Source organism: Kribbella sp. VKM Ac-2566, from assembly GCF_004366005.1.
Taxonomy (GTDB): Bacteria; Actinomycetota; Actinomycetes; order Propionibacteriales; family Kribbellaceae; genus Kribbella; species Kribbella pratensis.
Genome location: NZ_SODT01000011.1, coordinates 1 through 13,454 on the forward strand (window position 1 = coordinate 1; position 13,454 = coordinate 13,454).

The 13,454-nt window shown below is 69.4% G+C and carries 14 protein-coding genes; 9 read left to right on the forward strand and 5 right to left on the reverse strand.

Annotated features, from left to right (window positions below; genetic code table 11):
- Window positions 1–344: 344 nt before the first annotated feature.
- Window positions 345–1,085, reverse strand: a complete 741-nt coding sequence (locus tag EV647_RS22630; RefSeq protein WP_134006072.1) for an SDR family NAD(P)-dependent oxidoreductase — start codon at window positions 1,083–1,085, stop codon at window positions 345–347.
- 141 nt (window positions 1,086–1,226) lie between these two features.
- On the opposite strand from EV647_RS22630, the gene EV647_RS22635 reads away from it, so the two are divergent.
- From EV647_RS22635 to EV647_RS22650, 4 genes are read left to right on the forward strand one after another with little or no spacing between them, the layout of a single operon-like run.
- The gene (locus tag EV647_RS22635; RefSeq protein WP_134006074.1) at window positions 1,227–2,699 is read left to right on the forward strand and encodes an AlkA N-terminal domain-containing protein; all 1,473 of its coding nucleotides are present in this window, start codon (window positions 1,227–1,229) and stop codon (window positions 2,697–2,699) included.
- A gap of 3 nt (window positions 2,700–2,702) precedes the next feature.
- Window positions 2,703–3,257, forward strand: a complete 555-nt coding sequence (locus tag EV647_RS22640) for a GNAT family N-acetyltransferase (protein WP_134006076.1) — start codon at window positions 2,703–2,705, stop codon at window positions 3,255–3,257.
- Window positions 3,254–3,745 (forward strand): methylated-DNA--[protein]-cysteine S-methyltransferase, encoded by a 492-nt coding sequence (locus EV647_RS22645; protein ID WP_134006078.1) that lies wholly within the window; start codon window positions 3,254–3,256, stop codon window positions 3,743–3,745. The genes EV647_RS22640 and EV647_RS22645 overlap by 4 nt, the downstream gene beginning before the upstream one ends.
- Before the next feature lie 26 nt (window positions 3,746–3,771).
- Window positions 3,772–4,329, forward strand: coding sequence for a YdeI family protein (locus EV647_RS22650; protein WP_134006080.1), 558 nt, complete (start codon window positions 3,772–3,774; stop codon window positions 4,327–4,329).
- A 49-nt stretch (window positions 4,330–4,378) separates the two neighbouring features.
- On the opposite strand, the gene EV647_RS22655 is transcribed toward EV647_RS22650, so the two are convergent.
- Complete coding sequence (locus tag EV647_RS22655; RefSeq protein ID WP_134006082.1) at window positions 4,379–5,605, reverse strand: cation:proton antiporter; 1,227 nt, start codon at window positions 5,603–5,605, stop codon at window positions 4,379–4,381.
- Window positions 5,606–5,607: 2 nt separating this feature from the next.
- The gene (locus EV647_RS22660) at window positions 5,608–6,084 is read right to left on the reverse strand and encodes a cation:proton antiporter regulatory subunit (protein ID WP_134006084.1); all 477 of its coding nucleotides are present in this window, start codon (window positions 6,082–6,084) and stop codon (window positions 5,608–5,610) included.
- A 130-nt stretch (window positions 6,085–6,214) separates the two neighbouring features.
- On the opposite strand from EV647_RS22660, the gene EV647_RS43525 reads away from it, so the two are divergent.
- From EV647_RS43525 to EV647_RS22675, 3 genes are all read left to right on the forward strand, one after another.
- Complete coding sequence (locus EV647_RS43525; RefSeq protein ID WP_134006086.1) at window positions 6,215–6,757, forward strand: PadR family transcriptional regulator; 543 nt, start codon at window positions 6,215–6,217, stop codon at window positions 6,755–6,757.
- Window positions 6,754–8,766 carry an NADPH-dependent 2,4-dienoyl-CoA reductase gene (locus EV647_RS22670; protein ID WP_134006088.1) on the forward strand — a complete coding sequence of 671 codons (2,013 nt, stop codon included), beginning with the start codon at window positions 6,754–6,756 and terminating at the stop codon, window positions 8,764–8,766. The genes EV647_RS43525 and EV647_RS22670 overlap by 4 nt, the downstream gene beginning before the upstream one ends.
- Before the next feature lie 208 nt (window positions 8,767–8,974).
- Window positions 8,975–10,207 carry an FAD-dependent monooxygenase gene (locus EV647_RS22675; RefSeq protein WP_134006090.1) on the forward strand — a complete coding sequence of 411 codons (1,233 nt, stop codon included), beginning with the start codon at window positions 8,975–8,977 and terminating at the stop codon, window positions 10,205–10,207.
- Here EV647_RS22675 and EV647_RS22680 read toward each other — a convergent pair.
- Together EV647_RS22680 and EV647_RS22685 are read right to left on the reverse strand one after the other, a co-directional pair.
- Window positions 10,157–10,747: a TIGR03086 family metal-binding protein gene (locus EV647_RS22680; protein ID WP_134006092.1), complete on the reverse strand. Its 591-nt coding sequence runs from the start codon at window positions 10,745–10,747 to the stop codon at window positions 10,157–10,159. The genes EV647_RS22675 and EV647_RS22680 overlap by 51 nt on opposite strands.
- 135 nt (window positions 10,748–10,882) lie before the next feature.
- Entirely contained in the window at window positions 10,883–11,473 is a 591-nt protein-coding gene (locus EV647_RS22685; protein ID WP_134006094.1) for an HhH-GPD-type base excision DNA repair protein, read from the reverse strand.
- Between the two features lie 93 nt (window positions 11,474–11,566).
- On the opposite strand from EV647_RS22685, the gene EV647_RS22690 reads away from it, so the two are divergent.
- Window positions 11,567–12,466 carry a GntR family transcriptional regulator gene (locus tag EV647_RS22690; RefSeq protein ID WP_134006096.1) on the forward strand — a complete coding sequence of 300 codons (900 nt, stop codon included), beginning with the start codon at window positions 11,567–11,569 and terminating at the stop codon, window positions 12,464–12,466.
- Window positions 12,467–12,493: 27 nt separating this feature from the next.
- Window positions 12,494–13,369 (forward strand): hypothetical protein, encoded by an 876-nt coding sequence (locus EV647_RS22695; RefSeq protein ID WP_238177347.1) that lies wholly within the window; start codon window positions 12,494–12,496, stop codon window positions 13,367–13,369.
- Window positions 13,370–13,454: the final 85 nt, after the last annotated feature.

A 13,454-nucleotide genomic window follows, 5' to 3' on the forward strand; every position in this document is an offset into this window, starting at 1 on the left:
ACAAGCCCTCATCGCCTTGACCATGCTCACCCTCGGCGGCTACCGACCACCCCTCCCAGGCCGCACCTGACCCACACATCAGACAGGAGACCCGGTTATCCCCTCGCGTGCAGGGTTCTCCCCTCGTGTAAGAGCAGAGAACCCATAACGCGGGGGATATCCCGTCGTGTTGGCGTGGTGGGGTGACGCGAGCACGGAGGCGGTGGCTGGGGTTGGGGGTGTGCGGACGAACGGGTAGTGCGGGGGGTGGGAGGGGCCGCGGGTGAGCGGGCTGGCGGTCGGGCGCGCGGTGCAGTAGGTCCGTGGTGCGGGCTGCGGCGGTGCACTACCCGTTCTTGTGTACGTCAGGCGGTGTGGCCGCCGTCGATGGTCAGGGCGGTGCCGGTGATGTACGACGCGTTCGGGCCGGCCAGGTACGTGATGGCGGCTGCTACCTCGGTGGGGGTGCCGAAGCGGGGGAGGGACAGGTTGGTGAGTTGGGCGGCGGCGAAGGGGCCGTCGGACGGGTTCATGTCGGTGTCGATCGGGCCGGGGTGGACGACGTTGGACGTGATGCCGCGTGGTCCGAGTTCGCGGGCGAGGCTCTTGCTCAGGCCGGTCATCGCGGATTTGCTCATCGCGTACAGCGTCATGCCCGGCCCGGGCACCCGCCCCGTCACGCAGCTGCCGAGGTGGATCATCCGGGCGCCGTCGGACAGGTGCGGTACGGCGGCCTGCGCGGCCACATAGGCCCCGCGGACATTGACCGCGATCACCCGGTCGACGTCCTCCAACGAGAGGTCGGTGATCGGAGCGATCGCACCGACGCCGGCGTTGTTGATCAGGATGTCCAACCCACCAAGGGTTTCCGCAGCCCGCCGTACGCCGTCACCGACCGCCACCGCGTCACCCGAGTCGACCGCATAGGCGAACCCGCGTCGCCCGAGTGCCTCGATCTCCTTCACCACCGAAGCCGCGGCGTCCGCGGACGAGTTGTAGGTGATCGCGACATCCGCACCACGCTCCGCCAGTGCGACGGCGGTCGCCGCGCCGATCCCGCGGCTGCCACCGGTGACGAGGGCCTTCTTGCCAAGTAGTTCGTTCATGCCTTCAACTTCAGCGGCACGACGACGGCGAAGCTGGCGAGAATCGGCCACCGGATCCTCGCGTCGCAAAACCGCGACCGCCTCACTTCGATGTCGTAAAACCGCTAGGAACTGTCGGTGGGGGCAGGGATGCTGGAGGGTGTGTACGAGTGTAGGGAGCGATGCATCCGGGCGGTGCAGTCCAAGGACGCGCGGTTCGACGGGTGGTTCTTCACGGCGGTCCTGACCACCAAGATCTACTGCCGGCCGAGCTGTCCGGTGGTGCCGCCGAAGGTCGAGAACATGCGGTTCTACCCGAGCGCCGCGGCCGCCCAGCAGGCCGGGTTCCGCGCCTGCAAGCGGTGCCGTCCCGATGCGAGCCCGGGCTCACCCGAGTGGAACGACCGCGCCGACCTGGTCGCCCGGGCGATGCGTCTGATCGCGGACGGCGTCGTCGACCGCGACGGCGTACCGGGGCTGGCCGGTCAGCTCGGGTACAGCGTTCGCCAGGTGCAACGCCAGCTCCAGGCCGAGCTCGGCGCGGGCCCGCTCGCGCTTGCTCGGGCGCAACGTGCACAGACCGCCCGGTTGCTCATCGAGACGAGTGAGCTGCAGATGGCGGACGTGGCGTTCGCCGCCGGGTTCTCCAGCGTGCGGACCTTCAACGAAACCGTGCAGGAGGTCTTCGCGCTCGCGCCGACGGAGCTGCGCCGCCGAGCCCGCCGCGGTACGACGTCTGCCACGCCCGGAACGATCTCGCTCCGGCTCCCGTTCCGCGCACCGTTGACACCCGACAACCTGTTCGGTCACCTGATCGCGACCGGCGTACCGGGTGTGGAGGAGTGGCGCGACGGCCACTACCGTCGCACGCTGCGGCTCCCGCACGGACACGGTGTCGTCGCCCTGCGGCCGATGCCGGACCACATCGCCTGCCAGCTCTCACTCACCGATCAGCGCGATCTCGCGATCGCGATCAGCCGGTGCCGCCGGATGCTCGACCTCGACGCGGACCCGGTCGCCGTCGACGACTTGCTCAGCACCGATCCCGTACTCGCTCCGCTGATCGCGAAGGCGCCCGGCCGCCGGGTCCCGCACACGGTCGACGGCGAGGAGTTCGCCGTACGGGCGGTGCTCGGCCAGCAGGTGTCGACGGCAGCGGCACGGACGCACGCGCACCGCCTGGTCGTGCAGCACGGCGAGCCGATCGAGGACGCGGCAGGCGGGCTCACGCATCTGTTCCCGACGATGCAGGCGCTCGCGGAGCTCGACCCGGAGACGCTGGCGTTCCCGAAGTCTCGCCGTACGACGCTCACCACGCTGATCGCGACGCTCGCGCGCGGTGAGATCGACCTGGGCGCCGGCGCCGACTGGGATCGTGCGCGCGAGCAACTGGCCGCGCTGCCCGGGATCGGGCCGTGGACGGTGGAGTCGATCGCGATGCGCGCGCTCGGTGACCCGGATGCCTTCGTGGCCAGCGATCTGGGCATCCGGTACGCCGCGCGTGACCTAGGCTTGTCCGAGGCCCCCAAGCTCCTGACCGACCACGCCCGCGCGTGGCGGCCTTGGCGTGCGTACGCCGTGCAGTACCTGTGGGCCACCGGCGACCATGCGATCAACAAGATCCCCACGGAGTGACGAATGACCGAACTGATCACGGACCGGCTGCTGCTGCGCAATTGGCGCGACTCCGATCGGGAGCCGTTCGCGGCGCTGAATGCGGACCCGGCGGTGATGGAGCACTTCCCGGCTCTGCAGAAGCGTGAGCAGAGCGACTCCCTGATCGACCGGCAGATCCCCGCCATCGAGGAGCGCGGGTGGGGGCTGTGGGCGGTGGAGGTGCGGGACACCGGTGAGTTCATCGGGTTCACCGGCCTGTCGGTGCCGAGCTTCGAGGCGCACTTCATGCCGGCTGTGGAGATCGGCTGGCGGCTCGCGAAGGGTGCCTGGGGCAACGGCTACGCGACCGAGGCGGCCCGCGCGGCGCTGGCCCACGGCTTCGGGCCGGCCGGGCTGGAGGCGGTCGTCTCGTTCACCACGACCACGAATCTGCCGTCGCAGCGCGTCATGCAGCGGATCGGCATGGTGCACGACGAGCCCGGTGACTTCGACCACCCGCGCATCGAGGAGGGCCACCGGCTGCAGCGGCATGTGCTCTACCGGATCGACCGCGCGCAGTGGGAGTCCACCCGGTGACGTACGCCGTCGTCGACAGCCCGCTCGGTCCGCTCACGCTCGTGGGGACCGATGCGGGCGAGTTGACCGGGCTGTACATGGACCAGCAGCGCTACCGCCCGGAGCAGGCGGGCTTCGGTGATCGCGACGACGCGGTCCTCCCCGCGGTGGCCGAGCAGTTGGACGAGTACTTCCATCACGGCCGCACGACCTTCGACGTACCGCTGCACCTCGTCGGTACGCCGTTCCAGCGTGACGTCTGGGTCGCACTCCAGGACATCCCGTACGGCACGACCACGACGTACGGCGGTCTTGCTGAAATGCTCGGCCTGAAGCCGGGATCGGCTCGGGCGGTCGGGCTGGCGAACGGGAAGAACCCGATCAGCATCATCGTGCCGTGCCACCGGCTGGTCGGCTCGACCGGCAACCTCACCGGGTACGGCGGCGGCATCGAACGCAAGCAGGCGCTGCTCGATCACGAACGCGGAGAAAAACTGCTCACTGGATGAGCACTTATCCGGCGCATGCTGGTTTCATGAACGAGATCGAGGCTCTGAATTGCGCGGATGTCGACGAGTGGCGCGGCTGGCTGACCGCCAACGGGCGGAGTGAACGGTCGGTCTGGCTCGTCGTGCATCGCGAGGCGACCGGCCTCAACCTGAAAGCTGCGGTCGAGCATGCGCTGTGCTTTGGGTGGATCGACAGCAAGACGATCCGGCGCGACGAGCGGACGACGTACCAGTGCTTCACGCCGCGGAACCCGCGGAGCACCTGGAGCAAGGTGAACCGCGAGCGGGTCGAGCGGCTGACCGCGGCGGGGCTGATGATGCCGGCGGGCGAGGAGCTCGTGGCGCACGCTCGGCGCACCGGGACGTGGGATCTGCTCGCCGACGCGCAGAACCTGATCGTCCCGCCCGACCTGCGGGCCGCGCTGGCGGCCGACCCGCGAGCGGACGAGAACTTCCGGGCCTTCCCGCCGTCGGCCCGCCGGACGATCCTCGAGTGGATCACCCTCGCGAAGCGCCCGGAGACGCGGGAACGCCGGATCGCCGAGACCGTCGCACAAGCCGCCAACGGCACCCGGGTGCGCTGACGACCGAGAACGTCGGCCAAGTCCGCTTACGGGTCAGAGGACCGCCGGGTCAGCCGGCTGTGTGGGCGGTGTCGTCCAAGCGCTCGACGGCAGTGACATCGGTCGGTTCCGTCGGTTTGGTGGGTTTGCGGGTGAGTCGGCGCGCGAGCGGCTCGGTGTAGCGGGCCGCAACCGGGCCGAGGATGACCAGGATCAGCACGTACGCCGTGGCCAGCGGACCGAGCTTCGGTTCGACACCGACCGCGAGACCGGCGATGACGATCGAGAACTCGCCGCGCGCGACCAGCGTCCCGCCCGCGCGCCAGCGACCCGCGGTCGAGATGCCCGCACGCCGAGCGGCGTACCAGCCGGTGATGATCTTGGTGAACGCGGTGAGGATCGCCAGCCCGAACGCGATCGCCAGCACCGGCGGGATCTTCGCCGGATCGGTGCTCAACCCGAAGAACACGAAGAACACCGCGGCGAACAGGTCACGCAGCGGACTGAGCAGGTTCCGGGCGCCGTGGGCGACCTCGCCGGACAACGCGATACCGACCAGGAACGCGCCGACCGCGGCCGACACCTGCAACTGTTGTGCGATTCCCGCGACGAGCAGTGTGAGGCCGAGGACGACGAGCAGCAGCATCTCCGGGTTGTCCGAGGAAACGGCCCGGCTGATGACACGCCCGTACCGGAGCGCGATGAACAGCACCACGCTGACCGTCCCGAGCGAGATCAGCAGCGTGATGCTCCCGCCGGCCAGCCCGACGCCGGCCAGCAGCGCGGTGAGAATCGGCAGGTAGACCGCCATCGACAGGTCCTCGAGCACCAGGATCCCCAGGATCACCGGCGTTTCCCGATTACCCAGCCGACCGAGATCTCCGACGACCTTCGCGATCACGCCGGACGACGAGATCCAGGTGACACCGGCGAGTGCAACTGCCGCGACCGGACCCCAGCCGAGCAGCAACGCGACGGCCGCGCCGGGCAAAGCGTTCAGCAGGAAGTCGACCGCTCCGGAGATGTACTGCGTCTTCAGCGTGCTGACGAGATCGGAGGCCGTGTACTCGAGCCCGAGCAGCAACAGCAGCAGGATCACGCCGATCTCGGCGCCGGTGGCGACGAACTCCTCGCTCGCCGCCAAGGGCAACAACCCGCCGTGCCCGAACGCCAGGCCGGCCAGCAGATAAAGGGGAATCGGCGAGAATCCGAGGCGGCCGGCGATCCGGCCGAGGATGCCCAAGGCAAGGATGACCGCGCCCAACTCGATCAGCAGGGCAGTGATGTTCTCGTGCATGCTCAGCCGCCCGCGATCAGATCGGCCACGGCGTCGACACCCTCACGGGTGCCGACGACCACCAGGGTGTCGCCGGTCGCGAACCGGAAGTCCGGCGTCGGCGACGGGATCGCCCCGGTACGCCGCAGTACCGCGACGATCGACGCGCCGGTGCGGCTGCGTGCCTGGGTGTCGCCGAGCGTCCGGCCGGAGTACGGCGACTTGGCGGTGATCGGGATGTGCTCCGTGACCAGGTCGATCTCGATCTCGCCGCGGACCGGGTCGAGCTGCTCCGGGATCAGCAGCTGCGCGAGCGCGGCCGCCTCGCCCTGACCCAAGGGGACGCTGGCCTGGCACTCGTCGTCGTCCTCGGGATTGTGGAAGCCGAGGAACCGCCGCCCGTCGTTGTGCACCACCACCGAGACGTGCTTTCCGGTCTCGGTGACCAGGTCGTACCGCACGCCGATGCCGGGCAACGTCGTCTTGGTCGGGTGGTTCATGATGCTCCGCTCCGGGATAGATGGCGTCTGCAACCATTCTCTCAAAGCGGGCAAGGCTTGTTCGGGCAAGTGGTGTGACCTGGGATGCAATCAGGTGCAGTGCAACTGGTTGCATAGGTAGCCTCGGGTCATGGCGCTGGAGCACGCGATTCTGGTCTCGCTGACCGAGCGGGCCGGGTCCGGGTACGAGTTGGCCCGGCGGTTCGACCGGTCGATCGGGTACTTCTGGCCGGCCACGCATCAGCAGATCTACCGGGTGCTGCGCCGGATGGACGAGGCGGGCTGGGTCAAGCACACGGAGATCGCCCAGGACGGACGCCCGGACAAGAAGGTGTACCGGGTCGCGGCGGCCGGGCGTGCGGAGTTGTCACGCTGGCTGGCCGAGCCGGAGGATCCCGCCGTACTGCGGGACGGCCTCGGGGTGAAGTTGCGCGGCGCCTCGCTCGGGTCGGTCGAACTCGTGCTGAAGGAGATCGAGCGGCACCGGGCCGAGCACGCGACGCGACTCGAGGTGTACCGCGGGATCCAGAAGCGGGACTTCCCGAAGCCGTCCGGCCTGCGCGGCCGCGAGTTGCACCAGTACCTCGTACTGCGCGGCGGGGTCCGCGCCGAGGAGTCCTTCGTCGCCTGGTGCGACGAAGTGATCGACGCCCTCCGGAAGGACAACAAGTGAGTTCTTATCCACACGTGCTGGAGCCGCTCGATCTCGGCCATGTGGTCCTGCCGAACCGGGTGATCATGGGGTCGATGCACACCGGGCTCGAGGATCGGTTGAGCGATCTGCCCAAGCTGGCGGCGTACTTCGCCGAGCGTGCTCGCGGTGGCGTCGGCCTGATGGTGACCGGTGGCTACGCGCCGAACCGCACCGGCTGGCTGACACCCTTCGGATCGACCCTCGTCAACCGGCGACAGGCCCGGAAGCATCGCCTGCTCACCGATGCCGTGCACGCCGAGGGCAGCCGGATCGCGCTCCAGATCCTGCACGCCGGCCGGTACTCGTACCACCCGTTCAGCGTCTCCGCCTCCGCACTGAAGGCCCCGATCAACCCGTTCAAGCCCCGCGCCCTGTCCGATCGCGGCGTCCGCAAGCAGATCGAGGCGTACGTCGACTGCGCAGCGCTCGCCCGCGAGGCCGGGTACGACGGCGTCGAGATCATGGGGTCCGAGGGGTACTTCATCAACCAGTTCCTGTCCGAGCGCACGAACAAGCGGACCGACCGCTGGGGCGGCAGCCCGGAGAACCGTCGCCGGCTCGCGGTGGAGATCGTCCGGCGGACCCGGGAACGGGTCGGCGACGACTTCCTGATCATCTACCGGCTGTCGATGGCCGACCTGGTCGAGGGTGGGCAGACCTGGGACGACGTGGTTGCTCTGGGCAAGGAGATTGAGACGGCCGGGGCGTCGATCATCAACACCGGGATCGGCTGGCACGAGGCGCGGGTCCCGACGATCGTCACGTCCGTGCCCCGAGCTGCGTTCACCAGCGTGACCGCGGCGTTCAAGCCGCACGTCAAGATCCCGGTCGTCACGTCGAACCGGATCAACCTCCCGCAGGTCGCCGAAGAGGTTCTCGCCCGTGGTGACGCCGACCTGGTCAGCATGGCCCGCCCGTTCCTGGCCGATCCGGAGTGGGTGCTGAAGGCAACGACCGACCGGGCCGACGAGATCAACGTCTGCATCGCCTGCAATCAGGCGTGTCTGGATCATGTGTTCGCGAAGAAGAAGGCGAGCTGCATGGTCAACCCGCGGGCCGCTCGCGAGACCGAACTGCAGTTGCTCCCGACCCGGCGTACCAAGAGCATCGCTGTCGTCGGGGCCGGCCCGGCTGGTCTCGCTGCGGCGGTGACGGCGGCCGAGCGCGGGCATCACGTGGAGCTGTTCGAGGCGGATGCGGAGATCGGCGGACAGTTCGGGATCGCGCAGCAGATCCCGGGCAAGGAGGAGTTCGCCGAGACGATCAGGTACTACCGGCGGCGGCTCGAACTGACCGGCGTCAAGCTGCACCTCGGCCGCCGCGCCGGGGTCGACGACCTGGCCGGGTTCGACGAGATCGTGCTCGCGACCGGCGTCGTACCGCGAGTGCCCGCGATCCCCGGCATCGATCACCCCAAGGTCCTTTCGTACGTCGAGGTTGTCCGCGAACGTCAACCGGTCGGGGACACGGTCGCGGTGATCGGGGCCGGCGGGATCGGGGTGGATGTCAGCGAGTTCCTGACCACCACGTCGCCGGATCTCGCCGCGTGGAAGGCGGAGTGGGGTGTCGGTGATCCGACGTTGCTCCGGGGTGCGCTCGCCGTACCGCGGCCGGAACCGTCGCTGCGCAAGGTGTATCTCCTGCAGCGCAAGGCGGGGAAGATCGGCGCCGGGCTCGGCAAGACGACCGGGTGGGTGCATCGGGCGGCGTTGAAGAACAAGCAGGTCGAGCAGTTGCGTGGCGTGAACTACGAACGCATCGACGACGAAGGCCTGCACGTCACGTTCGGCCCGAAACGCGAGAAGGCGCGCGTGCTCGCCGTCGACACGGTCGTCGTCTGCGCCGGCCAGGAACCGGTCCGCGACCTCGCCGAGGTACTCCGAGCCACTGGCCGTCCGGTCCACCTGATCGGCGGAGCGGACGTAGCCGCCGAGCTCGACGCGAAACGAGCCATCGAGCAAGCGACCCGGCTCGCTCTCGCGCTCTGAGGCGGACCTCAGCCACTCACCAACCAGCTCGCGGTCGACGGCCTCACGCTCAGCGTGGGGCGTCGGAGGGCGGCTGACCGAGGTTGGTGAGTGGGAGCGGTCCGCGCCTAGTGCACCAACAACCGGTGCACTAGTGCGCGCTGGCGGCATTCCCTTCACCTAGTGCACCGTGTACAGCGTACGCGCACTAGTGAATGGGAGCTGGGATATGAAGACTGTGCTGATTTCCGGTGGTGGGATTGCGGGTCCGGCGCTGGCGTTCTGGTTGCGGCGGTTCGGGTTCGCGCCGACGGTGGTCGAGATCGCGTCGGCGCCGCGGCCGGGTGGGCAGACCGTGGACCTGCGCGGGGTGTCGCGCGTGGTGGCCGAGCGGATGGGGCTGATGCCGGCCGTCGCCGAGCGGCAGCTGCACGAGCGCGGGCTCGCGTACGTGAAGGGCGACGGGCGGCAGGCCGCGGCGATGCCCGCGGAACTGCTCGACGGCGCCGGGCCGGTCGCGGAGATCGAGATCCTCCGCGGCGACCTCGCCGGGATCCTCGCCGACGCGACGAGCGAAGTGGAGTACCTGTACGGCGACTCGGTCGCCGAACTGACGCAGGATGCGAGCGGCGTCGACGTGACGTTCGCGAGCGGGACGCGACGGCGGTTCGATCTCGTCATCGGCGCGGACGGGGTGCATTCGCGGGTACGGCGGCTCGCGTTCGGGCCGGAGGAGCAGTTCGTGCACCACCTCGGCGGCTACACCTCGTACTTCACAGTCGAGGCGCCCGAGGACCTGGACCATTGGATGAAGCTCTACACCGCTCCGGGCGGGCGCTGGGTCGGCCTGCGTCCGGATCGCGATCCGCGGTTCGCGAAGGCCCTCTTGAGCTTCCGGTCGCCGGTGCTCACGTACGACCGGCGTGATCTGGAGGCGCAGAAGCAGCTGGTGCGGTCGCGCTACGAGGGGCTCGGCTGGCACACCCCGCAGATCCTCAACGGGCTGGACGCGGCCGACGACTTCTACTTCGACACCATCAGCCGGGTCGAGGTGCCGGAATGGTCCCGCGGCCGGGTCGCGCTGGTCGGTGACGCCGGGTACTGCGGTTCACCGATGGCCGGCCACGGTACGGCGCTCTCACTCGTCGGCGCGTACGTGCTCGCGGGCGAGTTGGCCGCTGCGCAGGGCGATCACGTCCGCGCGTTCCCGGCGTACCAGAACCGGATGCAGGCGTACGTCGAGCAGCGGATGGAGCTGCCGCCGGGCGGGATCAAGATGGCGATGCCGATGAGCCGGTTCGGGATCGCGTACCGGGACTTCGTGCTGCGGGTGATGACGTCGCGGCTGCTGGCCGGCGTACTCGCGAAGTCGGCCGTCGCGAAGCCGGACGCGATCGACCTGCCCGACTACTCAGTCCAGCGGGCTGACCCACTCCGGGTTGCGGCCGAGGAGGCCGAGTAGCTGGTCGAGGTCGGGGGCCGTGCCGGAGACCTTGACGCTGCGTTCGAACGCGTAGCCGGCGCCGCGGTTCGCATCGGTGTCGGGGATCCGGCGGGCCAGGGTGAGCGCCATCTCGACCATGTCCGGCGGCGGGTTGTACGGGACGTCGATCGCGCGGGCCAGGTCCCAGGCGTGCACGATGCAGTCGAGCTGGTGGAAGGTCAGCGCGATCCGGCGGGGGAACGAGCCGAACTCGCGGACCTCCACCAGCCGGTCCAGCGCGCCGCCGTCGGCGAACGCGTCCGCGACCCGCACGTTCGAGCGGCGATAGGCGCCGGCCGGGTTGTCGCCGAGGCGACCGCCGGTCCAGACGTGCACAGAGGCCGAGCCGTTCAGCGCGGCCGCGGCGAGGCCCTCGTTCTGGCTGACCAGATGGCGCATCAGGCCACGCACCGTCCAGTCGGGGCACGGGGTGGGAAACCACAGGTGTTCGGGCCGTACCTGCATCACGACTTCCCCGAGCACCGCGCCGGCCCTGCGATCCAGATCCCGGATATCCATCCGCGCTCCTCCCATCGCCTTAAGGAGCATAGGCCGGTACGGCGGACTTCGCAGGGAATCGCGTGGAGTACAAGGGACATCCCGCGGCGGGTTGCAACAGGTCGGGCCCGAGTGTCGCGGCAAAAGCGCGAGCGGTCAGGCGCCGGCGGGTTCCTTGGCGGCTGCCTTTGCGGCCTTCTTGAAGGAGCGGACCTCGGCGAGCGACGCGGCGTCGGTGACGTCGGCGATGGAGCGGCGGGAGCCGCGGTCGCCGTAGCTGCCCGCGGCCTCACGCCAGCCCTTCGGCGCTACGCCGCGCTGCTTGCCGAGCAGGGCCAGGAAGATCTTCGCTTTCTGCTCGCCGAATCCGGGCAGCGCCTTCAGACGCTTCAGCACCTCGGCGCCGTCGGGCTTCGGGCGGCCGGAGAGCCAGATGTTGGCGGTCTCACCGTCGTACTTCTCGATGATCTCCTGCGCGAGGGCGTGCACCCGGCGGGCCATCGAGCCACCGTACCGGTGGATCGCCGGCGGGGTGACGCAGAGTTCGACGAACGTCTCCAGGTCGGTCGCGGCGATCTTGTGCAGGTCGAAACCGTCCATCCGGTTCGCGATCTTCAGCGGACCGGAGAAGGCGTGCTCCATCGGGTACTGCTGGTCGAGGAGCATGCCGACCAGCAAGGCGAACGGGTCGTCGTTGAGCAACTTGTCGGCATCCGGGTTGCCGGTGAGGTGCAGTTCGCGCAGCATGCGGCCAATCTTGACACGGTTGAGGGGTGTCTGACGGCGTCTGGCGGCGAGGTAGTGCGCTTACGATGTACGCGCACTAGTTGAAGGAGACGTATGAGTGGAGCGCCGTACCAGGTGATCGCGGCCGAGTTGCGGCGGCGGATCGAGGCCGGGGAGCTGTTGCCGGGGGATCGGGTGCCGTCGACGCGGGCGTTGGTCCGTGACTTCGGAGTGGCGATGGCGACCGCGACGAAGGCGTTGCAGGTGCTGCAGGCCGACCAGCTGGTGCATCCCGCGCCGGGGGTCGGGACCGTGGTCGGTCCGCCGCCGCGTTCCCGGCGTACGGCGATTGCACCCGATGGAGTGCCGGACCTCAATCGCGACGAGGTCGTGCGAATGGGGATCGCGATCGCGGACGCCGAGGGGCTGGCGGCGTTGTCGATGCGGCGGATCGCGGCCGAGCTCGGGGTGTCGACGATGGCGCTCTACCGGTACGTCGGTGGCAAGGACGCCCTGGTCGTGCAGATGGTGGATGCGGCGCTCGGAGAGTTTCCGCTCGGCGAGATTCCGGCGTACTGGCGGGATGCGGTGACGGCAGTGGCGCGGGTGCACTGGGCGGCGTACCGGCGGCATCTCTGGATGGCGAGTGCGATCAGTCTCAGCCGGCCGCAGCTGGTGCCGCGGTTGCTGCCGCACACGGACGCGGTGCTGCGGGCGTTGCGCGGGTTGGAGAAGGGCGCGGCGTTGTCGACGGTGATCAGCCTGTTCGCGTACGTGCGGGGGATCGCGTTGGTGATGGAGTCCGAGGCACAGGCCGAGCAGGACACCGGGGTCACCGCGGACGAATGGGCTACCCGGCAGGGCGACCAGTTGGCGGCGATGATCGCGGCCGGGAACCTGACGGGCTTCCAGGAGCTGCTGGCCGACGGCTTCGACTACGAGTACGACCTGGACCAGTTGTTCGAGTTCGGCCTTTCGGTCTTCCTGGATGGTCTCGCTTCCCGGCTACGCTGAGTGCTGACGACTTCTCCGGAGGTGGCGATGGAGCCTGTGTTCGCGCCGGGTGTGCCTGTTGGCGTGCGGCGGTTGTACGAGCACCGGCCGGAGTTGTTCGTGGCGGCCGACGCGCCGCGGCCGAAGCGGCAGACGTCCTGGTCGGTCGCGCCGGGCAACACGTTCGGGACGTTGCTCGTGTGGATCGCGGTGTGTGTCGGCGGGTGGATCCTGGCGCTCATCATCATGGCGGCGACGCTGCCGACCGCGGTAGCGGCGTGGGGCTCGGTCGCGCTCGCCGGGGTCGCGGCGCTCGCGACCGGCGGGATCCTGGTGAAGTCGGCGGTCGAGGACCGCGGGCACAAGGCGGTCCGCCTCCAGCACGGGAAGTACCTTCTGCCGGAGGACTTCGACGAGCCGGCCGCGCGGCTGCTCACACGGGCGCAGCGGGCCGTGAAAACGGTGCTTGAGGCAACAGTTACCCGGCGTGGCCTGCTGGACGACGTACAGAACGAGCTCGTCCTGCCGGAGCAGTTGTGGGACATCGCGCAGGTGCTCCGCGAGCAGACGGTACTGCGGGCCAGACAGCAGGACGTCGCGCGCGGAATGGCGACCGCTGAGCTCGACGCCGTACTCGGACCGCAGCGTCGTGCCCTCGCGCTCTCGGTGGACGCGATCAGGCGCAAGGTGGATCTGCTGGACCGGTACGCCGACCGCGTCCGCTCCGCCGACGCCGCGTTACGCGCCGAGGCCGCGCTGGACGACGGCGACCGCTACATCGAGCTGCTCGCCCGCACCGAACCCGTCGGCGACACGTCCGTCGTACAGGGCTTCACCGACGAGGCCGGCGCCCTCAAGGACACCCTCACCCGATCCATCAACGCCGCCCGAGACGCCGGCCGGACGTTGGCGCTCCCGGAGTAACCTCTCCCCATTTGGTGGGTCAGCCAGCGAAATGAGGGGTTCTACACCCGGAACCACGGTGCAGAACCCCCGATTTGCTGGGTCA

Excerpts from the sequence above, each read along its gene's own strand:
- EV647_RS22630 (WP_134006072.1), bottom strand. The coding sequence starts at position 1,085 with ATGAACGAACTACTTGGCAAGAAGGCCCTCGTCACCGGTGGCAGCCGC.
- EV647_RS22640 (WP_134006076.1), top strand. The coding sequence starts at position 2,703 with ATGACCGAACTGATCACGGACCGGCTGCTGCTGCGCAATTGGCGCGAC.
- EV647_RS22650 (WP_134006080.1), top strand. The coding sequence starts at position 3,772 with ATGAACGAGATCGAGGCTCTGAATTGCGCGGATGTCGACGAGTGGCGC.
- EV647_RS22655 (WP_134006082.1), bottom strand. The coding sequence starts at position 5,605 with ATGCACGAGAACATCACTGCCCTGCTGATCGAGTTGGGCGCGGTCATC.
- EV647_RS22660 (WP_134006084.1), bottom strand. The coding sequence starts at position 6,084 with ATGAACCACCCGACCAAGACGACGTTGCCCGGCATCGGCGTGCGGTAC.
- EV647_RS43525 (WP_134006086.1), top strand. The coding sequence starts at position 6,215 with ATGGCGCTGGAGCACGCGATTCTGGTCTCGCTGACCGAGCGGGCCGGG.
- EV647_RS22675 (WP_134006090.1), top strand. The coding sequence starts at position 8,975 with ATGAAGACTGTGCTGATTTCCGGTGGTGGGATTGCGGGTCCGGCGCTG.
- EV647_RS22680 (WP_134006092.1), bottom strand. The coding sequence starts at position 10,747 with ATGGATATCCGGGATCTGGATCGCAGGGCCGGCGCGGTGCTCGGGGAA.
- EV647_RS22685 (WP_134006094.1), bottom strand. The coding sequence starts at position 11,473 with ATGCTGCGCGAACTGCACCTCACCGGCAACCCGGATGCCGACAAGTTG.
- EV647_RS22690 (WP_134006096.1), top strand. The coding sequence starts at position 11,567 with ATGAGTGGAGCGCCGTACCAGGTGATCGCGGCCGAGTTGCGGCGGCGG.
- EV647_RS22695 (WP_238177347.1), top strand. The coding sequence starts at position 12,494 with ATGGAGCCTGTGTTCGCGCCGGGTGTGCCTGTTGGCGTGCGGCGGTTG.